Raw genomic sequence first — 16,257 nt, 5'->3', positions numbered from 1 at the left:
GGCGCGCCCGGTATAAAGATTGAAAGGCCCGAGCTATGTCGTTCGCTGACTTCAAGGTGCTGACTTTCGACATCGTCGGAACATGCATCGATTTCGAGAAGGGTATTCTCGACGGGTTTCGCGCGGCGGGAGGCGCAGCAGCGGCCCAACTGACGGAGGATCAGATCTTCGCGGGGTATCTCGCGGCGCGTGAGAAATTCCCGGGTCCGGCGAGCACCGTCATGCGCGATGTCTACCTCACGGCCGCCAAGCAAATGGGGCTGCCCGCCGACGATGCTGCCGGCGATCTGTACTTCCGGATGTTCTTCAGCGCGCCCGCATTTGTCGACTCCGCCGATGCGCTCAGGCGCCTGCGGCGCCGGTTCCGCCTCGTCGCCATGACGAATTATGATCGGGTCGCCTTTACCAATTGCGCCAACAAGCTGGGCCGCCCCTTCCACGACAGCGTCACGCTCGACGAGGTCGGCCATGCGAAGCCCGACCCACGCTTCTTCTTCTATAATCTTGGCCGGCAATCCGCTCACGGCTTCAAGCAGGAAGAAATCCTCCATGTCGCGCAGAGCCAGTATCATGACATCGGCGTCGCGCGAGAACTCGGATACAAGGTCTGCTGGATCGAGCGCCGCCACGGTTTGAAGGGATTTGGAGGCACGCCCGTTCCGAAGGTGGTCACCAAGCCCGACTTCCATTTCACATCGCTCGGCGAACTCGCCGACGCAGTAGAGCGCGGGTGATTTTGGGGCTTTTTCACCCGCGGGAATGCCGGCAATGTCCGACCTTACGCCTCCATCGTCGCTTTGGCGCGACACCGCGACAGCGGTGCCCGTGCCGACACGTCTCTCGGGCGTGACTACAGCGAATGTCGCCATCATCGGAGGCGGATACACAGGCCTCTCCGCGGCGTTGCGAGCCATCGAGAGAGGCCTCAAACCGGTAGTAATCGAGGCGAGCGAAGTCGGCTTCGGCGCCTCCGGACGCAACGGCGGGGTCGTCTCGACCAAGTATCGTGTATCCCTAAGCGACATGGCCAAGCACCACGGGGTGGACGTCGCAAAGCGCATGAACCGGCTCGCGCACGACGCCATGGATTGCGTCGAGCAATATGTCGACCGCTACGAGATCCGCAGCGCCGGCTTTGCAAAGACCGGCAATCTGCGTTGCGCCCACAATGCGAATGCCCTCGCCAGCCTTCGCGAGGAGGCCAGAATCGTCACGGAGACATTCGGCGACACAAGTCTGCAGATCCTCGACCGCGAAGAAACACAATACGAGACCGGGAGCGCGGCCTTTGTCGGCGGAGTTCTGAACAAGCATGCGGGCGTCATCCACCCACTCAACTACGCCCGTGGGCTGGCTCGCGCCGTTCGCGACAGAGGCGGGCACATCTTCGAACATTCGATTGCGCAGCGGATAGACAACACGCCTGACGGCATTGAAGTTTTCACCGAGCTCGGCTCGGTGCGCGCCGAACGGTTGGTCATAGCAACCAACGGCTACTCCGACCTCGCCCCGGCGACCGCCATCGTCAGAAAATCCGTAATCCCGTTCCGAAGCGCGATGGTCGCGACGGAGCCGCTTTCGGCCCAGGTTCTCCAGACGCTCGTGCGCAACGGCCGCAGTTACAGCGAGACCCGCCGGATGATGCGGTGGTTTCGCCGGATCGACGACCGTCTGCTTTTCGGCGGGCGAGGGGCGTTCGGGAAAGCTGATTCCGGTCCGGCGTTTGCGGCTCTTGAATCGGCAATGAAAGATCTCTTCCCGCAACTCGCGGGCGTCACGGTGACCCATCGCTGGTCGGGACTCGTTGCGATGACGATGGACAGCCTGCCGCAGATCGGCCTCGCGGATAGCCGAACCGCCTTTGCGGTGGGCTACAACGGCACAGGCATCGCCATGGCGAGCCTCCTTGGCCGATGCGCGATCGATCTCGCCTTCGGCGATCAGATTGATCTCGCTCTGATGCGTCGGGCACGGCCGGAAGCGATCCCGTTCTATTCCCTGCGCGAGCCAGCCGTCCGCACGGTGGCGGGCTGGTATCAGTTCCTCGACCATATAGGCCGCTAACGATATCTGTCGACAAGGCATCATAGCGCGCTGCAGATCCGTACTGCGTCCAACATCGCCGCGTTAATGTTGCGGCTGGCGACGGCGTCGCCGATGCGATGCAACTCGAAGCCCTGCGACGGCCCCCGCGGCTGGGGCCTTGCCGCCACGATAGCGCCGAGATCCGTGACACCCTCATTGCTGGCGCGGATACGCAGTCGCTCGAAAACTTCCGCCATCGGAATGCTGCCCTGCTCGACGACGACGTGGTCGACGAGGACCGTTGTAATCTGACGCGTGAGATCACTGACCAACGCTGCCTCAAGACGATTGTCGCAGCGCTTAACCGACACGAGACGCGTTTCCGTGATCGGCTGGATGGCATACTTCAAGAACAGTTGCTTCCAGCGGACGCGCTCGGCATAGGTCAACTCCTCTGCCAGCATCGCGTCGATCGACACGTAATTGACCCGGGCGCCCATCTCGACCGCCCGTTCTGCCGCCAGGGGTGCAGGATGGCGACCGGTTCCGTCGAAGATCAGTACCTCTCCCGAGAGCGCAAACTGACCGGTCAGTACATCCCAGGTGTTGACGCACAGTTCGGCGCCCACGCCGATGTCGATCATCGGCAATCCGCCAGTCGCCATGATGACGACGTCAGGCTCCAGCGCGGCGATGTCGTCCTCTTCCATATAAGTGTTGGCATGCAGGCTCGCTCCCAGACGCTCGAGTTCGGACACCCGCCATTCGACAATGCCTTTCAGGTCGCGCCGCCAGGATCCGGTCGCCCCCACCAGGATCTGCCCGCCGAACTCCGCTGCGGCCTCGTACAGCGAAACGGCATGACCGCGCTCTGCGCTGACCCTCGCTGCTTCCAGCCCCGCCGGGCCGCCGCCAATCACCACAACCTTCTTGGACGGTCCGTCCGCCCTGGGGATCTGATGTTTCAGCGTCAGTTCGCGACCCGTCACGGGATTGTGCAGACAAGACGGACGATGGGGAGACTGGCAGTGCGTGGCGCCGACGCATGGCCGGATTTCGCGCTCGCGCCCGCTCGCCAGCTTCGCAACGATGTAGGGATCGGCGATTTGGGCGCGCGTCATCCCCGCCATATCGACCTTTCGTTCACGCACCGCGTATCGCGCGGAGGCCAGGTCCGCGATGCGGGCCGCGTGGAAAACCGGCAGGCCGATCTCGTGCCGAAATGTGCCGACCGGCTCAACCCATGGCGCCAGCGGCGTTCCCATGCCGGGCATGTTGTATTCGGTCAGGGCCGGAACGGTGTCCATTGCTCCATAGATCGCGTTGAAGAAGTCGACAGCGCCGGCCTCCTTCAGAATTTGCGCGATGCGAATACACTCGTCGAAGCGCAGTGCGGCGTCAGGGCCCTCGTCAATTGTGAAGCGCATCCCGACGAGAAACCTGTCTCCACAAGCCTTGCGGATCGCCTCATGCACCATCAAGGCAAACCGGCAGCGGTTCTCCACCGAACCGCCGAACCGGTCGGTGCGCCGGTTGGTATCGGGCGAGAAGAACTGCCCGATCAGATGGCCGCCCGACATGGTCTCGATGCCGTCGAGGCCGCCTTCCTTGCAGCGGACCGCAGCCATGGCATAGGCCTTCACGACACGATCAATGTCGTGCTCGTCCATTTCCTTGGGAATGCTGCGATGCGCAGTCTCCCGCACTGGCGAAGGCGCGATCGTAGGCAGCCGATCGCCACCATAGGGATCGCCCCGGCGCCCCAGGTGCGAAATCTGGCACATCAAGGCCGCACCATGGGCATGCATGCGGTCGGTGAAACGTTGCAAATACGGGATAATGGCGTCAGTGCCGACGTTCAACTGACGGAAGATGTTGGGCGAATCGATATCGACATTGGACGATCCGCCGAACATCGAAAGGCCGATGCCACCCTTTGCCTTCTCTTCGTGATAACTTTGATAGGCGTCGTCCGGCATGCCGTTCTGCTCCAGCCCGCAGGCATGGCTGGTGCTCATGATCCGGTTGCGGATCGTCAGATGCTTGATCGTCAGCGGCTGCAGGAGCGGGTCCTTGGCGACGATCACGGGGTCAGGCTGATACATTGGCGTCTCCGGACTCCGAGCCGAGTCGGTACGTTCGCGCACACGAAGGCATTTGCGCGGCACATCGTTACAAACTTGGCTCAGGACAGGACTTGGCTCAAAAACTGCCGCGTCCGTGGATCCTTTGCTTGGTTGAAGAACTCCTGGGGCGGCCCGTGCTCGACGATGACGCCCTTGTCGGTGAAGTAGATGTGGTCGGCGACCTCCCGCGCGAATCCCATTTCGTGCGTGACGAGAATGCAGGTCATACCGTCAGCCGCGAGTTCCTTGATTGTCACCAAAACTTCCTTGACTGTCTCCGGATCGAGCGCTGCTGTAACCTCATCGAACAGCATCACATCCGGCCGCATGGCGAGACTTCGTGCGATCGCCACGCGCTGTTGCTGACCGCCGGACAATTGCCCCGGATAGGCGTCCTCTTTTCCGGTGAGGCGCACCTTAGCGATCAGGGCTCGGGCACGCGCTTCCACCTCCGCCTTCGGCTCCCGCAGAACCTTCAGCGGCGCCATCATGACGTTCTCAAGCGCGGTTTTGTGCGGGAATAGATTGTATTGCTGGAAGACGATGCCGACCTTCTTGCGTAGGGCGAGCTTGTCCAGCTTCGGGTCGTTGACTTCTTGACCTTGGACCGTAATCGAGCCGCGCTGGATCGGGCTCAACCCGTTGATGCAACGGATCAGAGTCGACTTGCCCGAACCCGACGGCCCGATAATGCAAACGACCTCGCCTTTGCTGACGTCGAAGCTAATGCCCTTGATCACCTCGAAGGCGCCGAATGCCTTGTGGACGTCCTTCAAGGAGACAATTGGCGCACCCCGTAACGGCGGGGCAGAACTGTCGGGTTTCTGCTGATCAGACGGCATACTGGCGCTCAAGCTTTCGCGTCCAAAGGGCAATGGGATAGATGTAGGCGAAGAAGAGGCACAGCAGGAACAGGTAGAACGGAAAGAGGAGGTCGGGCCTGGCCCCCGCCGCCTCCATGCCAGCCTGCGCGTTCGCAACGGCCTCATGAACACTGAAGATCGAGGCCATCGGCGTCGAAAGCGTAAGCAGCGCGTACCAATTCATCCAAGGCGGGATGGCGCGACGAATACATTGCGGCAGGATAATCCAACGCAGCGTCTGCGACCGGGTGAAGGCAAGCCCTTCGGCCGACTCCCACTGGCCCGTCGGAATGGACAGCACGGCCCCACGAACGATCTCACTGATGTTGCCCATCACCGGCAGCGCAAAAGCGACCGTCGCCTTGGCCCAGTCAGGAAGCAGTATCTTGACGCCTCCCGGCAACCTCACTTCCGCGGGAAGCAGATACATGATGGCAAACAGGATAACGAGCCAGGGCGAGTTGCGCAGGAGATGCGTGATAAAGCGAGACGGCGCTCGGATCGGCCGCAACAGGCTGATCTGCATCAGTCCCAGCCCAATCCCGAGTACAGTCGCCAGCGCCATCGCCGCAAAGCTCATTAACAGATTGAGAACGAAACCCCGAAGAATGAAGGGCAACCAGATGCCCAGCGTCTCGATTGCGGAGGGGCGTCCAGCGACGGTTGTTTGCGCCCAGGCCGACACCAGCGAAAGAGCAAGGGCTCCGACCAGACACACACCGTATCGCCAGCTGATATAGGACAGCGGCCTCGTGGGCGTCAGGCGGCTCGGGTCAAGGGAAAATGCGCGTGGTTTCATTGACCATACCCCGGCAGGGCGGCTCTGCGCTCAATGAAGTGCAGAACACTGGCCAACGCTGTCACCACAACGATATAAAACAGGAACAGCAAAAGCATCATTTCCGGGACGTTGACATTGTCCGACCAGACCTGATTGAGGACGTAAGTCATCTCCGGAACGGCGATCACGTAAGCCAGCGAAGTTGTCTTGGCTAGACTCACGAGGTTGTTGGTCAGGGCCGGCAAGCTGATCCTGACCGCCAAAGGCAATGTCACGTAGAGATAAGTCTGCCAGCGCGAGAAGCAGAGGCTTTCAGCGGCGTCCAAGGTGGATTCAGGCACAGCCTCGAGACCCGATCGGAATATCTCAACGTTGAATGCGCCGCCAAATATCCCCAGCGAGATGATTGCCCAGGCATAAGACGAGATCAGTGGCTGCGAATAACCACCCATATCGACAGTCGGCGTAAGCGTTCCCAATCCGAAGAAGAAGAACAGCAGCTGGATCATGGGCGGGGTATTGCGAAAAGCCTGGATATAGGCGCCCATCACCACACGCACGACCCGGCTTCTGGCGTTCTGGGCCCAAGCGCCAAGTACACCGATCACGAGAGAGAGCAGCAGCGTCCAGAAGATAAGCTGCAGCGAATTGGACGCTCCCGTCAGAAAGCGATCGTATTCGTAGCGATCGTAGAAAACGTTGAAGTTCAGACCCGTCGTCTCATGAAGCCGCCGGAAGAATGGTCCGATGATATCAAGCACGGCTGGCCATCATGAATGCGACGGGTCTGAACACTGTCGGGTCAGTTCTTCGGCGTCAGGTAGGCGCGATCCCAGCTATGCTTCTTCTCCTGTTCTGCGAACCAGGCGCTCGGCTTGACGTTCCACTTCTTGGCAAGCTCGATGAGCTTGCCTTCAGCCTGCCAGCGATAGGCCATGCCGGCCATGAACACGCCCCATCCCTTGTTCACTTCCTCAATCGGGACGGCCGCAGCCCAGGGGTTGTTGTAGAGCGTCGAAACCGGCATCTCGTAATCTTTCCATTCCGGCACCTCGAGATCGGCCATGATACTGACGTCATCGTAGGCCCAGGCAATGCATTTGCCGCTACGCAGTGCTTCCTTGCCTTCGGTGTTGCCGGCGAATGCGGTCAGCTTCGCCTTCAGATCGGTCTCGATCATCTTGTTGTAAGCGTTGCCCTGCTTGCCGCAGACCGGCTTATCCGCGATGTCCTTCCAGTCCTTGATGACGCCCTTCTTGGCGAGCAGGGTTGGCCCGGAGGTCCAATAGGACGGCTCAATGATGCCGACGATCTTGCGGCGCTCGGCAGTGTCGTACATGCCGCCGATGATCAGATCGATCTTGCTCTGCTGCAGCATCTGCATGCGGTTGGCGGAGGTGATAACGACCGGTTCGAATTTCACGCCAAGCGCTTCTGCAACGCTCTTGGCGAGATCGACTTCGATGCCCTGCAGCGTGCCGTCCGGCGCCGGAAACGACCAGGGCTTAAACGCGCCCTGAACGCCGACCCTCACCGTACCCCGATCGAGGATCTCCTTGAGGCGGTCGGCCTGCGCGGGTCCGGCGGACAGGACCGCGATCGAACCCAAGAACGCGGCGGTCAGTGCGACAAGATGCTTCTTCCTGCTTGATGATATCATAACTTTCTCCCCTTCGTTTTCACTTTCGCTATTGAACCTTTCAGGCCGCATGTCCCTTCGGGAAATGTCGACTCTGGTGTCGAAGGAAGTCATCGACTTCCTTCGACGTCTGTTCCGGGGACCACCCCAAGAGGTTGGCCACGGACTGTGCCGCGTGGTCGACAACATCGCGATCGACATGCCGTCCCCAGGCGTGACCCGTGCGCGTGCGAAGAATGCCGCATAGATCGCGCGCGTGTTCGTGGAGGACCGCGGTTTTGTATGTTTCGGCCAACGCCGCACGACAGTCGCCCGGCGCGGCGACGCGGCGCGAAGGGGCCTGGCTTACGACAACTCGCCGACCCGACGCTGGCAGCAGCCGCGCGACCGCATTGTGCAACTCCCGCCCTGCGCTCATGTGGCTCTGCACCGGCCCGGCCGTCATGGCGAGCACGTGGGGCATTCCTCTTGCGGTCAGATCGTGGATCTCGCGCGTGCGCCGACCCATCGGCTGGTCGGGATCAAACGTCAGTGGGCGCACGCCAGCCCAGGTGAATTCCACATCCTTGCGCTGCAGCGACAGCCCGGGAAGCAAGTGATTGGCCTCGCCGAGGAGGAAATCGACATCTTCAACGGTCGGCCGTGCCTTGTCCGCATCATCGTCGAACAACGTCTCGGTCGGTCCGAAATAGAAGCGGTCGCCTTCGAGCGGGAGGCAATAGAAGGGCATGCCGCCGCGGTGGAGGGTCGCGACGCCGTAGCCTTGGTATCGATCGGGAAGCCGCACGACGATGTGGGCCCCCTTCGTACCCTGCACGAGTGGGCGGTTCGCCATCTGTCCGACCGGCCGCACGTTGTCGATCCAGCTGCCCGCCAGATTGAGGATGACCTTGGCGCGGACGATTTCACTAGCTCCCGACCGGGCCGAGAGATCGACGATCCAATCTCCGTCACTTGTCCGCTCGCGAAGGGCCGCACGCGTGAACAGGCGCAAGATGGCGCCGTTCCGCTCCGCTTCGAGCGCATTGTCGACGCAGATACGATCCGGCCAGTCGATCATGTATTCGCGATACGTCGCGACCGATGTCAGCCGGCTGCGATCGCGCAGATCGGCCACGAAAGGAATGTCCCGTTCGAGATCGACCACACGGCGATAGTCGAGCGGCGGGCTCGGCGGCCCCAGACGTCCGAGCAGGGCAAAGCCGATGTCGAGATGCCAACTGCGGATGTCATCGCCGCGCCAGAGTGGGAAGCACATGGTGAACGGCTTGCACCGCTCGGGCTGAAGACGGACAAGCTCTTCCCGAGATTCCATGGCCGCCTTCGCCATCCGGACCGCTGCGAGAAAACGCGTGGGCGAGCGCGCAAAAGTCCGCACCGGATGTTGCGTTTCGAAATAGCGCAGGCCGCAATGCAGGATACGCGACGAGCGACTTGACGCGCCGTTGGCCAAGTCGGCCTGCTCAGCAAGCAGGACACTATAGCCTGCAGCCGTCAGTTCCCGCGCTGCGCTCGTTCCGTTGATGCCGCCGCCGATGACGACGACGTCAAAGCCTTTCACATCGTCGGTGTGGGTCGTCATGACCTGTACAACACGGCGGTTCGAGAAATCGGCCCTGAAACGTAAGCGTCAAATCCGAAATACTCAAAATAGAATGATTGGCGATCGTTATGTTAGAAATGCATACTGACGGCGAGACTGGCCGAGCCTGAAGCCAGCACCAGTCTTGTGTCGCTGAAAGTTGGAAAGTTCCGATATGGCGAGCAGTTGGAAGGTTTGGCCTCGATCGCCCGATACGTCACCGACTGCGCCAGCCCCGGGACGACACTACCGCGGCAAACTGTACAAGGCGGCGTCGCGCTGGCTTGCGAGCAGATCGAGCAGCGCATCGACGGCACGGCTGGCGGGCCTAGACTCGGGGCGCAGCAGTGCGACGTTGAAAGGAATCGTCGGCGTGAACGGTATGATGCGGACGCGCGCGTCGCTTTCGCTGATGGCCGTATAAGGATCGATCAGCCCGACCCCCGCACCATTTCGGACCATTTGATGAACCACGAAGGAGACAGTGGTCTCAAAGGCCGGTTCGTACTTCACGCCACAGGTGCGGAATGCCTGGGCCACCAATTGTCCGCCCGAAGTTACGGATGCCCAGGAAATGAACGGCACACCGACAAGGTCGGCCGGCTCGATCCGCGATTTGTCGGCGAGCGGGTGATCAGACGGAACAGCAGCGACATATGGCGTGTCACTGAAATGCTCGATGCGGAAGCCGGAACGCCGGAAAGGTGTCTCGGCCAAACCAAAATCGATCTGCTGCGAAGCCGCCCATTCCTCGATGCGCGCCGATACAGTGACGTGCATGAGGATCTTGGTCTTTGGCCAGTCCTTCTGGAATTCCGCCAGCAATCGCGGCAGGAAACCCAGAGCAAGAGCCGGCATGATCGCCGTATCGATACGGCTGCTTTCGCCCTCGGCAACGCGGGCGGCGAAGCTCTTCAATGAATCGAGCGAGACATAGGCTCGCTCGATCTCGTCGAGGAGAAGCCGCGCGACCGAGGTCGGCGTCACTAAACCGCGCCGACGCTCAAAAAGCGGGACGCCGAGTTCGGCCTCCAGCTTATCCAACAACCGGCTTACGGCGGGTTGGCTGCGGCCCAGCAGTTCCGCCGCTGCACTCACCGTACCTGTCAGCATCACAGCTCGGAAGGCCGCGAAGTAGAGTAGATTCATTGATGATCATCCGCTGCATTCAACGTGATAGCCCTGCAGCTCTTTGAGGCAGCGTACGATCGATTTTACAACGCATGGGGCAGTTCAGGTACCAAAAACTGATTGCCCCGACCGGAGCACACACCTCAGGACCAGACGTGCAACACAAGACCCTGGGTCTCGGAATCTTACGGAATCTTGCCATTTGTACTCGAAGCAGCGCGCTTGCATCTTCCGCTAGTTCGCCTTGATGCCCGCCGCTTTGAAGAATCGGCGCCGCAGGTCCGATTGTTCTTTGGCGCTCTCTCCGCGCCCCGTGCCCCCGATCATCGTGAGGTCCTCGTTCTCAACCAAGCTTCCGAATATCGACGACTTGATCGACTTATCGATCCGCACAGCCATCGCGCTGCGCACGGCAGTCTCCGGGTAAAAAAACGCCCATCAAGCCAACCCCCGCGAGTCTACGCATTTAAGATGAGTCATCCGACCCACAAAGCTTTTGACGATGTCGTAAAACGATGCGTCAGTTCTTTATGGCAGCTCCGGAAGGACATTGAGAGCGCTATCCTACAATGTCACGCAGAGCGACCTTGGCATTGCCGAGACCGTTACGACACGGTCCAAAGGTCGCAGTTTTCTGGACCGGCAAAGCAACGAGCCTTGGGTCTACGGACTGGCCGGCTACGCTCTGAGTTGAATGCCGCAGGCCAACGCCCCAAACAGCGGACAGAAGACCGAGTCGATCAGTGCCCGCCTCAATCAATCCGCATAATGCGGTTGCTGGCCCAGTCGGAACACCTGCCGCCGGTTCACAAGGTCGGTTGGGGCCGCGAGCCCGCGGCCGAATAGATGATGGGCTACATCGCGTGTTGCACGCTTCGCCATGACTCGATCGCGAAAGCCGGCGTCGTGATTTCTCAAAGGGTTAGCTCAACTGCCAAAAAAGGCGGAGCAAAGAAAAAATTGGCGGAGAGGGAGGGATTGCCCGTCTTTCGCTATATCGTCTGTAAAATCAATGCCTTACCGACCGCCTTACGACATGGTGTGTACCACTATTTTGGCCCCATCTCAACAGCGCAGTGCTAGATTTCATTGAGGTCACGCTTCTCCCTGCACCCGCTGGGCGCCGATGAGATCGGATGATGCCGTCAGGTGTCGCAATATTTAGGGTCTAAGACCTACCCCGCGGACTTTCCGCCGTCGCTGAAAGTCATCTCCTGCTCATCTTCGTCTTGTGATGGCTTACGGGCAAAACAACTGCGCTCGAAGCGATATAAGCGACCTTGCCTGGCAGCGATTCAGCGAATCGCCGATAGTCATCGTCGCGTCGACCAAGTCTTTTACATTCGCCCGCGGTGTTTCCGCGGGTCCGCGGCGAAATGTGACCGGGGCTGTCCGTTGGTCCCAGGGATGCCCGGCAACCGCGCTCGTGGCGTCGCTTTTATCTGTCGCAGGGATCAATTTGAATGACCTGACGGCCCAGTTTGGGCGTAACCAGTGTCTAGCCCATAGTCACGTGCCGCGCCGGCAGGAGAAATGTAGCCCTGATAAAGGTCGTTTTTGACACGCTCGCGATCTCGCTTGAGCGGATCGCCAAAGCCGCCGCCGCCGCCTGAACGGACAATATAGGCTTCATTTACATCCAATCGCATCGTGACTTTGCCGTTCGGGAAGATGCTCTGTTTTCCGTCTTTGCCGCGTTTGCCTACCTGATTACCCGCACCGGGCAAGCCACCTTGCAGACCCGCGGGCGGGTTCTTCACATGATCGCACCGCGTGTTCACATTGATGGGCGCCAGCGCGACGACAATCTGTTCCGTCCCAAGGCCGCCACGCTGCTTGCCGGCGCCTCCGGAGTCCTGGCGCAAGGCGTAACGCTCGACAAGCACCGGATACTTATTCTCGACCTGCTCGGTCGGGCCATTATGAGTGTCGCCGTCGTTGATGCAGACGGTTCCCGACATACCGTCTTCATCGTGCTTGGCGCCCCAGCCTCCGCCGATAAGACCACCGAGATACAGGAACATCTGGTTGTCTTTTGGATGGATTCCGTTGACATTTGCCGTCATCAGGTCCGCGTGATGCGCAGCAATGATCTTTGACGGAATCGCGTCCGAAAGCGCCTTGAAGATGGTGTCGATGACGGTCATCGGATAACACATCCACACCCGCATGGGCGCGGGCCGCGTCGCGCTGATGACGGTGCCCGGCGGCATGATCACCTTGAGAGGCCGATAGGCGCCGTCATTGATGGGAAAGTCCTGCGACAGCGTCAGGCATTTAAAGGCCACCTGGGCGCTCGCCTCGCCAGCACCGGAATTGTAAAAGCCCTTGACCTGCGGACTGACGCCGCTGAGATCGATCGTCATCTCTTCGCCACGCACTTCGACTTTGACGCGGATCGGAACGGGGCGATCGAGGTCTATACCATCGTCGTCCATGAACGACTCCGCCTCGTAAACGCCATCCGGGATCTCGCGGATCGCAGCGCGCGCCAGTGCCTCGCTGTGGCCCTTGATCTTTTCGATGCTCTTGAGAAGCAGATCTCTGCCGTACCTTTGAAGCATCGCCTGGAAATGACGCGCACCGGCGCGAACGGCCGACAATTGTGCCTCAAGATCTCCAATCGCCCGTTCCGGCCTACGCACATTGAGGCGGATGAACTGATAGACATCGTCGTTCAGGACGCCGCGCTTGTGGTACTTCACGATCGGGATTTGCAATCCTTCGGAATAGATGTCCGTCGTTATGCCGTTGAGGACGCCGCCGATGTCCAGCCAGTGCGCCATACAGGTCGCGAAGGCCACAATCGTATCGCCATCGAAGATGGGCATCGAAAAGGTGGGATGGTTAAGGTGAGAGCCCGTGATGTAGGCATCATTGGTCACCAGAATGTCACCCGGCTCGATTCCATCGTGGCCGAAATGCGCGAGCTGCGCTTTAACGGTGTCACTCATGCCGCGCATGAACATCGGCAGACCGAGGCCGATCGAGATCGTCTCGCCGTCGGCATCGAACAGCCCGACCGTGAAGTCGAGTGCTTCATAGATGATCATGTTGTAGGCGGTCCGCATCAAGACCGTCTTCATTTCTTCGGTGGCCGCAATCAAACCGTTGCGGACCAACTCGACGGTCACTGCGTCTGGTTCAGTACCGGCCACGCCTGACGCCTTGTGGAAGGCTTCCGCCTTAGGTTTGTGGATGTTCATCATTATCTCCCGATCTCGATGACGAGATTGCCGAGCTGGTCGACGGTCAGGGTGTCGCCGGGTTGCAGAACGGTGGTTGATGCATGCTCTTCGATGAGCGCCGGCCCCGCGACGACATTGCCCGCCAGCATGAGATCGCGGTCATAGACTGGGCAACGGTTGACCCAGCCTGTGCTCGCAAAATAAACGGGCCGCGGCGGTCTTGTGGCGCCGGATGGGGGCGTCTTGTCGCCCGCGCTGAGGCCTTGCAGCGATGGCTTCGCAACCGCGCCGGTTACCGTGCAACGCAGGCTGATGATTTCCGCCTTTTCGTCGACCGCGCCGCGGCCATAACGTTGCTCGTGTTGCCGATCGAAATGCTCTTTCAGGCCTTTCGTATCCTTGGCGGCAAAAATCGCGTCCGGAATGTCCACAGTGACGGCGTGTTCCTGGCCGACATAGCGCATGTCCATGGCGCGTGACGTGACGATGCGCTGCGCGGCGACGCCCGAGCGGGCGATCAGGGCCTCGCCCTGCTGCTCCATCTCCGCGTAGCTTGCTTCGAGTTCATCGAAGGTGACGTGCTCAAGCTCGACGAAGGTGGTGCGCACGAAGTCGTAGCGCAAGTCGCTGAGCAACATGCCGAAGGCGGAGAAATGGCCCGGTGAACGCGGTACGATCACCTTCGGAATGCGCAGTTCGCGCGCCACCATCACGGCATGAAGAGGCCCTGCCCCGCCATAAGCAACGAGAGCCGGAAACGAAGCAGGATCGAGCCCGCGCTCCGTGGTGACGCCCCGCACCGCATGCGACATGTTGGCCGTGGCGATTTCGATAATGCCCATCGAGGCCTGAACGGCATCTATTCCGAGCGGCTTGGCGACGTTGTCGTTCATCACGGCCTCGGCGCGCTGCTGATCAAGCGGCATGGTGCCGCCGAGGAAGCGCTCAGCCGACAGACGTCCCAACAGAAGATTGGCGTCGGTCACTGTCGGCTGCGTTCCGCCGCGCCCGTAACAAGCGGGTCCCGGAACCGCGCCGGCGCTTTGGGGGCCAAGTCGGAGAGCCCCGCCGGCGACGACGCGGGCAATGCTGCCACCACCCGTCCCGACCTCGTGAATGTCCACCATCTCGGTCAGCAGCGGCAGACCTTGCGCATAGCCGCCGATCATCGCTCCGCCCGACGTCAACACCCGGCCGTCGCGAACGACACCGGACTTGGCCGTCGTGCCGCCCATATCGAAAGAGATCGCGTGGGAGAGGCCAATCTGTTCACAAAGCGCCTGGGTGCCGACAATGCCGGCGGCAGGGCCCGATTCCATCATGCGTACGCAGTCACGCCGTGCGTCGGCGGCGGTGTAGAGACCGCCGGTGGACTGCACCACCATAAAGCGCCCCGAAAACGACTGCTCCTTGAGAACGTCGTCGATCTTACCAAGGTAATTGCGTACGCGCGGGCCGACATAGGCATTGGCGGCCACGGTCGATGTTCGCTCGAACTCCCGATACTCCTGCGACAGTTCGTGCGACGCGGAAATGAACATGTTCGGGAAGCGCGCGGCGAGATAATCGCGCACCTTGATCTCGTGATCCGGATTTCGATACGAATGCAGGAACAGAATGGCGATCGCTTCGACGCCCAATTCCTCGCAACGGTCCGCGAGAGCAGCGACGGCGGACATGTCAAGCGGCTTATGGACGGATCCATCTGCCATCAGCCGCTCGGGAACCTCAAAGCGCAGCGCCCGTTCGATTAGCGGCACGTGTTTCCGGAAGAAGAGATTAAATGAATCCGGCCGATTGATCCGGCCGATCTCATAGATGTCGCGGAAACCCTCTGTCGTGAACAGGGCCACGCGAGCCCCTGTCCGTTCGAGCATTGTATTGATGGCAACGGTCGAACCATGCAGGAACAGATTTGCGGATTTCCATTCGCCCTGCGCTTCATCAACGCCCGTCTGAATGCCATCGATCAGACGGTCGGGCGTCGATAGACACTTGCCTAGCTTTATTTGCCCTGTTTGCTCGTCGAACACAGCGACGTCAGTGAAGGTTCCGCCAATGTCGGCGGCGATACGAGTAGCCAGTTTCATGATTTCCAACGCTTCATTGCTCCGCGACGAAGCCGCGGTACTGTTTCATTACCAAAGTCAACGGCCACCGCTTCAGTGGCGGGCAAAGCCTCCGCCCTGAAGGACACCTCGACTGAGGAATATTTCGGTAATCGTTCGCGTCGCCGCCTCGAAAACAGGGTTCGCGCGCGCCCCCAGTCCGCGAGGCCGCTCCATATCCACATTGATGATCTGCTCTACCCGCCCGGGCCGCGGTGACATCACCACCACACGATCCGATAACAGGACAGCCTCGTCCAAACTGTGCGTCACGAAAACCACCGTCATCGGCCGGCTCATCCAGAGATTCTCGAGGTCAATGCGCATCTGCTCGCGTGTAAGCGCGTCGAGTGCGCCAAATGGCTCATCCATCAGCAGGAGCGGAGGATCGTGAATCAGGGCGCGCACGATCGAAGCACGCTGGCGCATACCGCCCGACAATTCGTGCGGATACTGATCCTTGAAGTCGCGCAGTCCCACCGCGGTGAGCAGTTCTACCGCCCGATCGTGATATGCGCTCTTGGGATAGCCGCGCAGTTCGACCTGCATCAAGACGTTTTGCAGAACCGTCCGCCACTCCAGCAGCACGGGAGACTGAAACACGATGCCAAGATCGGTCACGGGGGCTTGGACAACCTTCTGATCGACCGTAATCGTGCCAGAGGTCGGCCGCAGCAGCCCCGACACCATCTTGAGCAAGGTGCTCTTGCCGCAACCAGACGGGCCGACAATCGAGACAAACTCCCCCTTCCGGATCGTCAGGGACGTTTCCTGCAGGGCCTGCGTGCTTTTGGCGCCGCGGTTGTAGGTCATG

Annotated in this window: 13 protein-coding genes and 1 pseudogene; 3 read left to right on the top strand and 11 right to left on the bottom strand. The window is 60.4% G+C overall.

The genetic code is table 11. The features are described 5' to 3' along the window. Window positions 1-35: 35 nt before the first annotated feature. A complete protein-coding gene (locus tag DXH78_RS06785; RefSeq protein WP_115516336.1) occupies window positions 36-734 on the top strand; it encodes an HAD-IA family hydrolase in 699 nt (232 codons plus the stop codon). 34 nt (window positions 735-768) lie between these two features. Next, window positions 769-2,064, top strand: a complete 1,296-nt coding sequence (locus DXH78_RS06780; RefSeq protein WP_115517763.1) for an NAD(P)/FAD-dependent oxidoreductase — start codon at window positions 769-771, stop codon at window positions 2,062-2,064. A 20-nt stretch (window positions 2,065-2,084) separates the two neighbouring features. On the opposite strand, the gene DXH78_RS06775 is transcribed toward DXH78_RS06780, so the two are convergent. From DXH78_RS06775 to DXH78_RS19780, 8 genes are all read right to left on the bottom strand, one after another. Continuing rightward, window positions 2,085-4,130 (bottom strand): NADH:flavin oxidoreductase, encoded by a 2,046-nt coding sequence (locus tag DXH78_RS06775; RefSeq protein ID WP_115516335.1) that lies wholly within the window; start codon window positions 4,128-4,130, stop codon window positions 2,085-2,087. Window positions 4,131-4,210: 80 nt separating this feature from the next. Further along, on the bottom strand, window positions 4,211-4,993 hold the full coding sequence (locus DXH78_RS06770) for an amino acid ABC transporter ATP-binding protein (protein WP_115516334.1): 783 nt from the start codon (window positions 4,991-4,993) through the stop codon (window positions 4,211-4,213). Next, window positions 4,983-5,813, bottom strand: a complete 831-nt coding sequence (locus tag DXH78_RS06765; RefSeq protein ID WP_115516333.1) for an amino acid ABC transporter permease — start codon at window positions 5,811-5,813, stop codon at window positions 4,983-4,985. The genes DXH78_RS06770 and DXH78_RS06765 overlap by 11 nt, the downstream gene beginning before the upstream one ends. Further along, on the bottom strand, window positions 5,810-6,556 hold the full coding sequence (locus tag DXH78_RS06760; RefSeq protein ID WP_115516332.1) for an amino acid ABC transporter permease: 747 nt from the start codon (window positions 6,554-6,556) through the stop codon (window positions 5,810-5,812). The genes DXH78_RS06765 and DXH78_RS06760 overlap by 4 nt, the downstream gene beginning before the upstream one ends. Window positions 6,557-6,597: 41 nt before the next feature. Then, on the bottom strand, window positions 6,598-7,455 hold the full coding sequence (locus DXH78_RS06755; RefSeq protein WP_115516331.1) for a transporter substrate-binding domain-containing protein: 858 nt from the start codon (window positions 7,453-7,455) through the stop codon (window positions 6,598-6,600). A 40-nt stretch (window positions 7,456-7,495) separates the two neighbouring features. Further along, on the bottom strand, window positions 7,496-9,016 hold the full coding sequence (locus DXH78_RS06750; RefSeq protein ID WP_115516330.1) for an FAD-dependent oxidoreductase: 1,521 nt from the start codon (window positions 9,014-9,016) through the stop codon (window positions 7,496-7,498). Between the two features lie 246 nt (window positions 9,017-9,262). After that, window positions 9,263-10,165, bottom strand: a complete 903-nt coding sequence (locus DXH78_RS06745) for a LysR substrate-binding domain-containing protein (protein ID WP_115516329.1) — start codon at window positions 10,163-10,165, stop codon at window positions 9,263-9,265. Between the two features lie 216 nt (window positions 10,166-10,381). Continuing rightward, window positions 10,382-10,558, bottom strand: a complete 177-nt coding sequence (locus DXH78_RS19780) for a hypothetical protein (protein ID WP_168192725.1) — start codon at window positions 10,556-10,558, stop codon at window positions 10,382-10,384. Between the two features lie 184 nt (window positions 10,559-10,742). On the opposite strand from DXH78_RS19780, the pseudogene DXH78_RS20060 reads away from it, so the two are divergent. Continuing rightward, window positions 10,743-10,841, top strand: a pseudogene (locus tag DXH78_RS20060) (GNAT family N-acetyltransferase); the annotation flags it as partial. 760 nt (window positions 10,842-11,601) lie between these two features. On the opposite strand, the gene DXH78_RS06735 reads toward DXH78_RS20060, so the two are convergent. The 3 genes from DXH78_RS06735 to DXH78_RS06725 all read right to left on the bottom strand — a co-directional run bounded on the left by DXH78_RS06735 (window position 11,602) and on the right by DXH78_RS06725 (window position 16,256). Next, window positions 11,602-13,353 carry a hydantoinase B/oxoprolinase family protein gene (locus tag DXH78_RS06735; RefSeq protein ID WP_115517762.1) on the bottom strand — a complete coding sequence of 584 codons (1,752 nt, stop codon included), beginning with the start codon at window positions 13,351-13,353 and terminating at the stop codon, window positions 11,602-11,604. Between the two features lie 2 nt (window positions 13,354-13,355). Continuing rightward, on the bottom strand, window positions 13,356-15,425 hold the full coding sequence (locus DXH78_RS06730; protein ID WP_115516328.1) for a hydantoinase/oxoprolinase family protein: 2,070 nt from the start codon (window positions 15,423-15,425) through the stop codon (window positions 13,356-13,358). A 72-nt stretch (window positions 15,426-15,497) separates the two neighbouring features. After that, window positions 15,498-16,256: an ABC transporter ATP-binding protein gene (locus DXH78_RS06725; protein WP_115517761.1), complete on the bottom strand. Its 759-nt coding sequence runs from the start codon at window positions 16,254-16,256 to the stop codon at window positions 15,498-15,500. Window position 16,257: the final 1 nt, after the last annotated feature.

It is taken from the genome of Undibacter mobilis, assembly GCF_003367195.1.
Taxonomy (GTDB): domain Bacteria; phylum Pseudomonadota; class Alphaproteobacteria; order Rhizobiales; family Xanthobacteraceae; genus Pseudolabrys; species Pseudolabrys mobilis.
The sequence above is the reverse complement of the archived record's forward strand: the minus strand, read 5'-3'. Positions and strand labels throughout refer to the sequence as shown.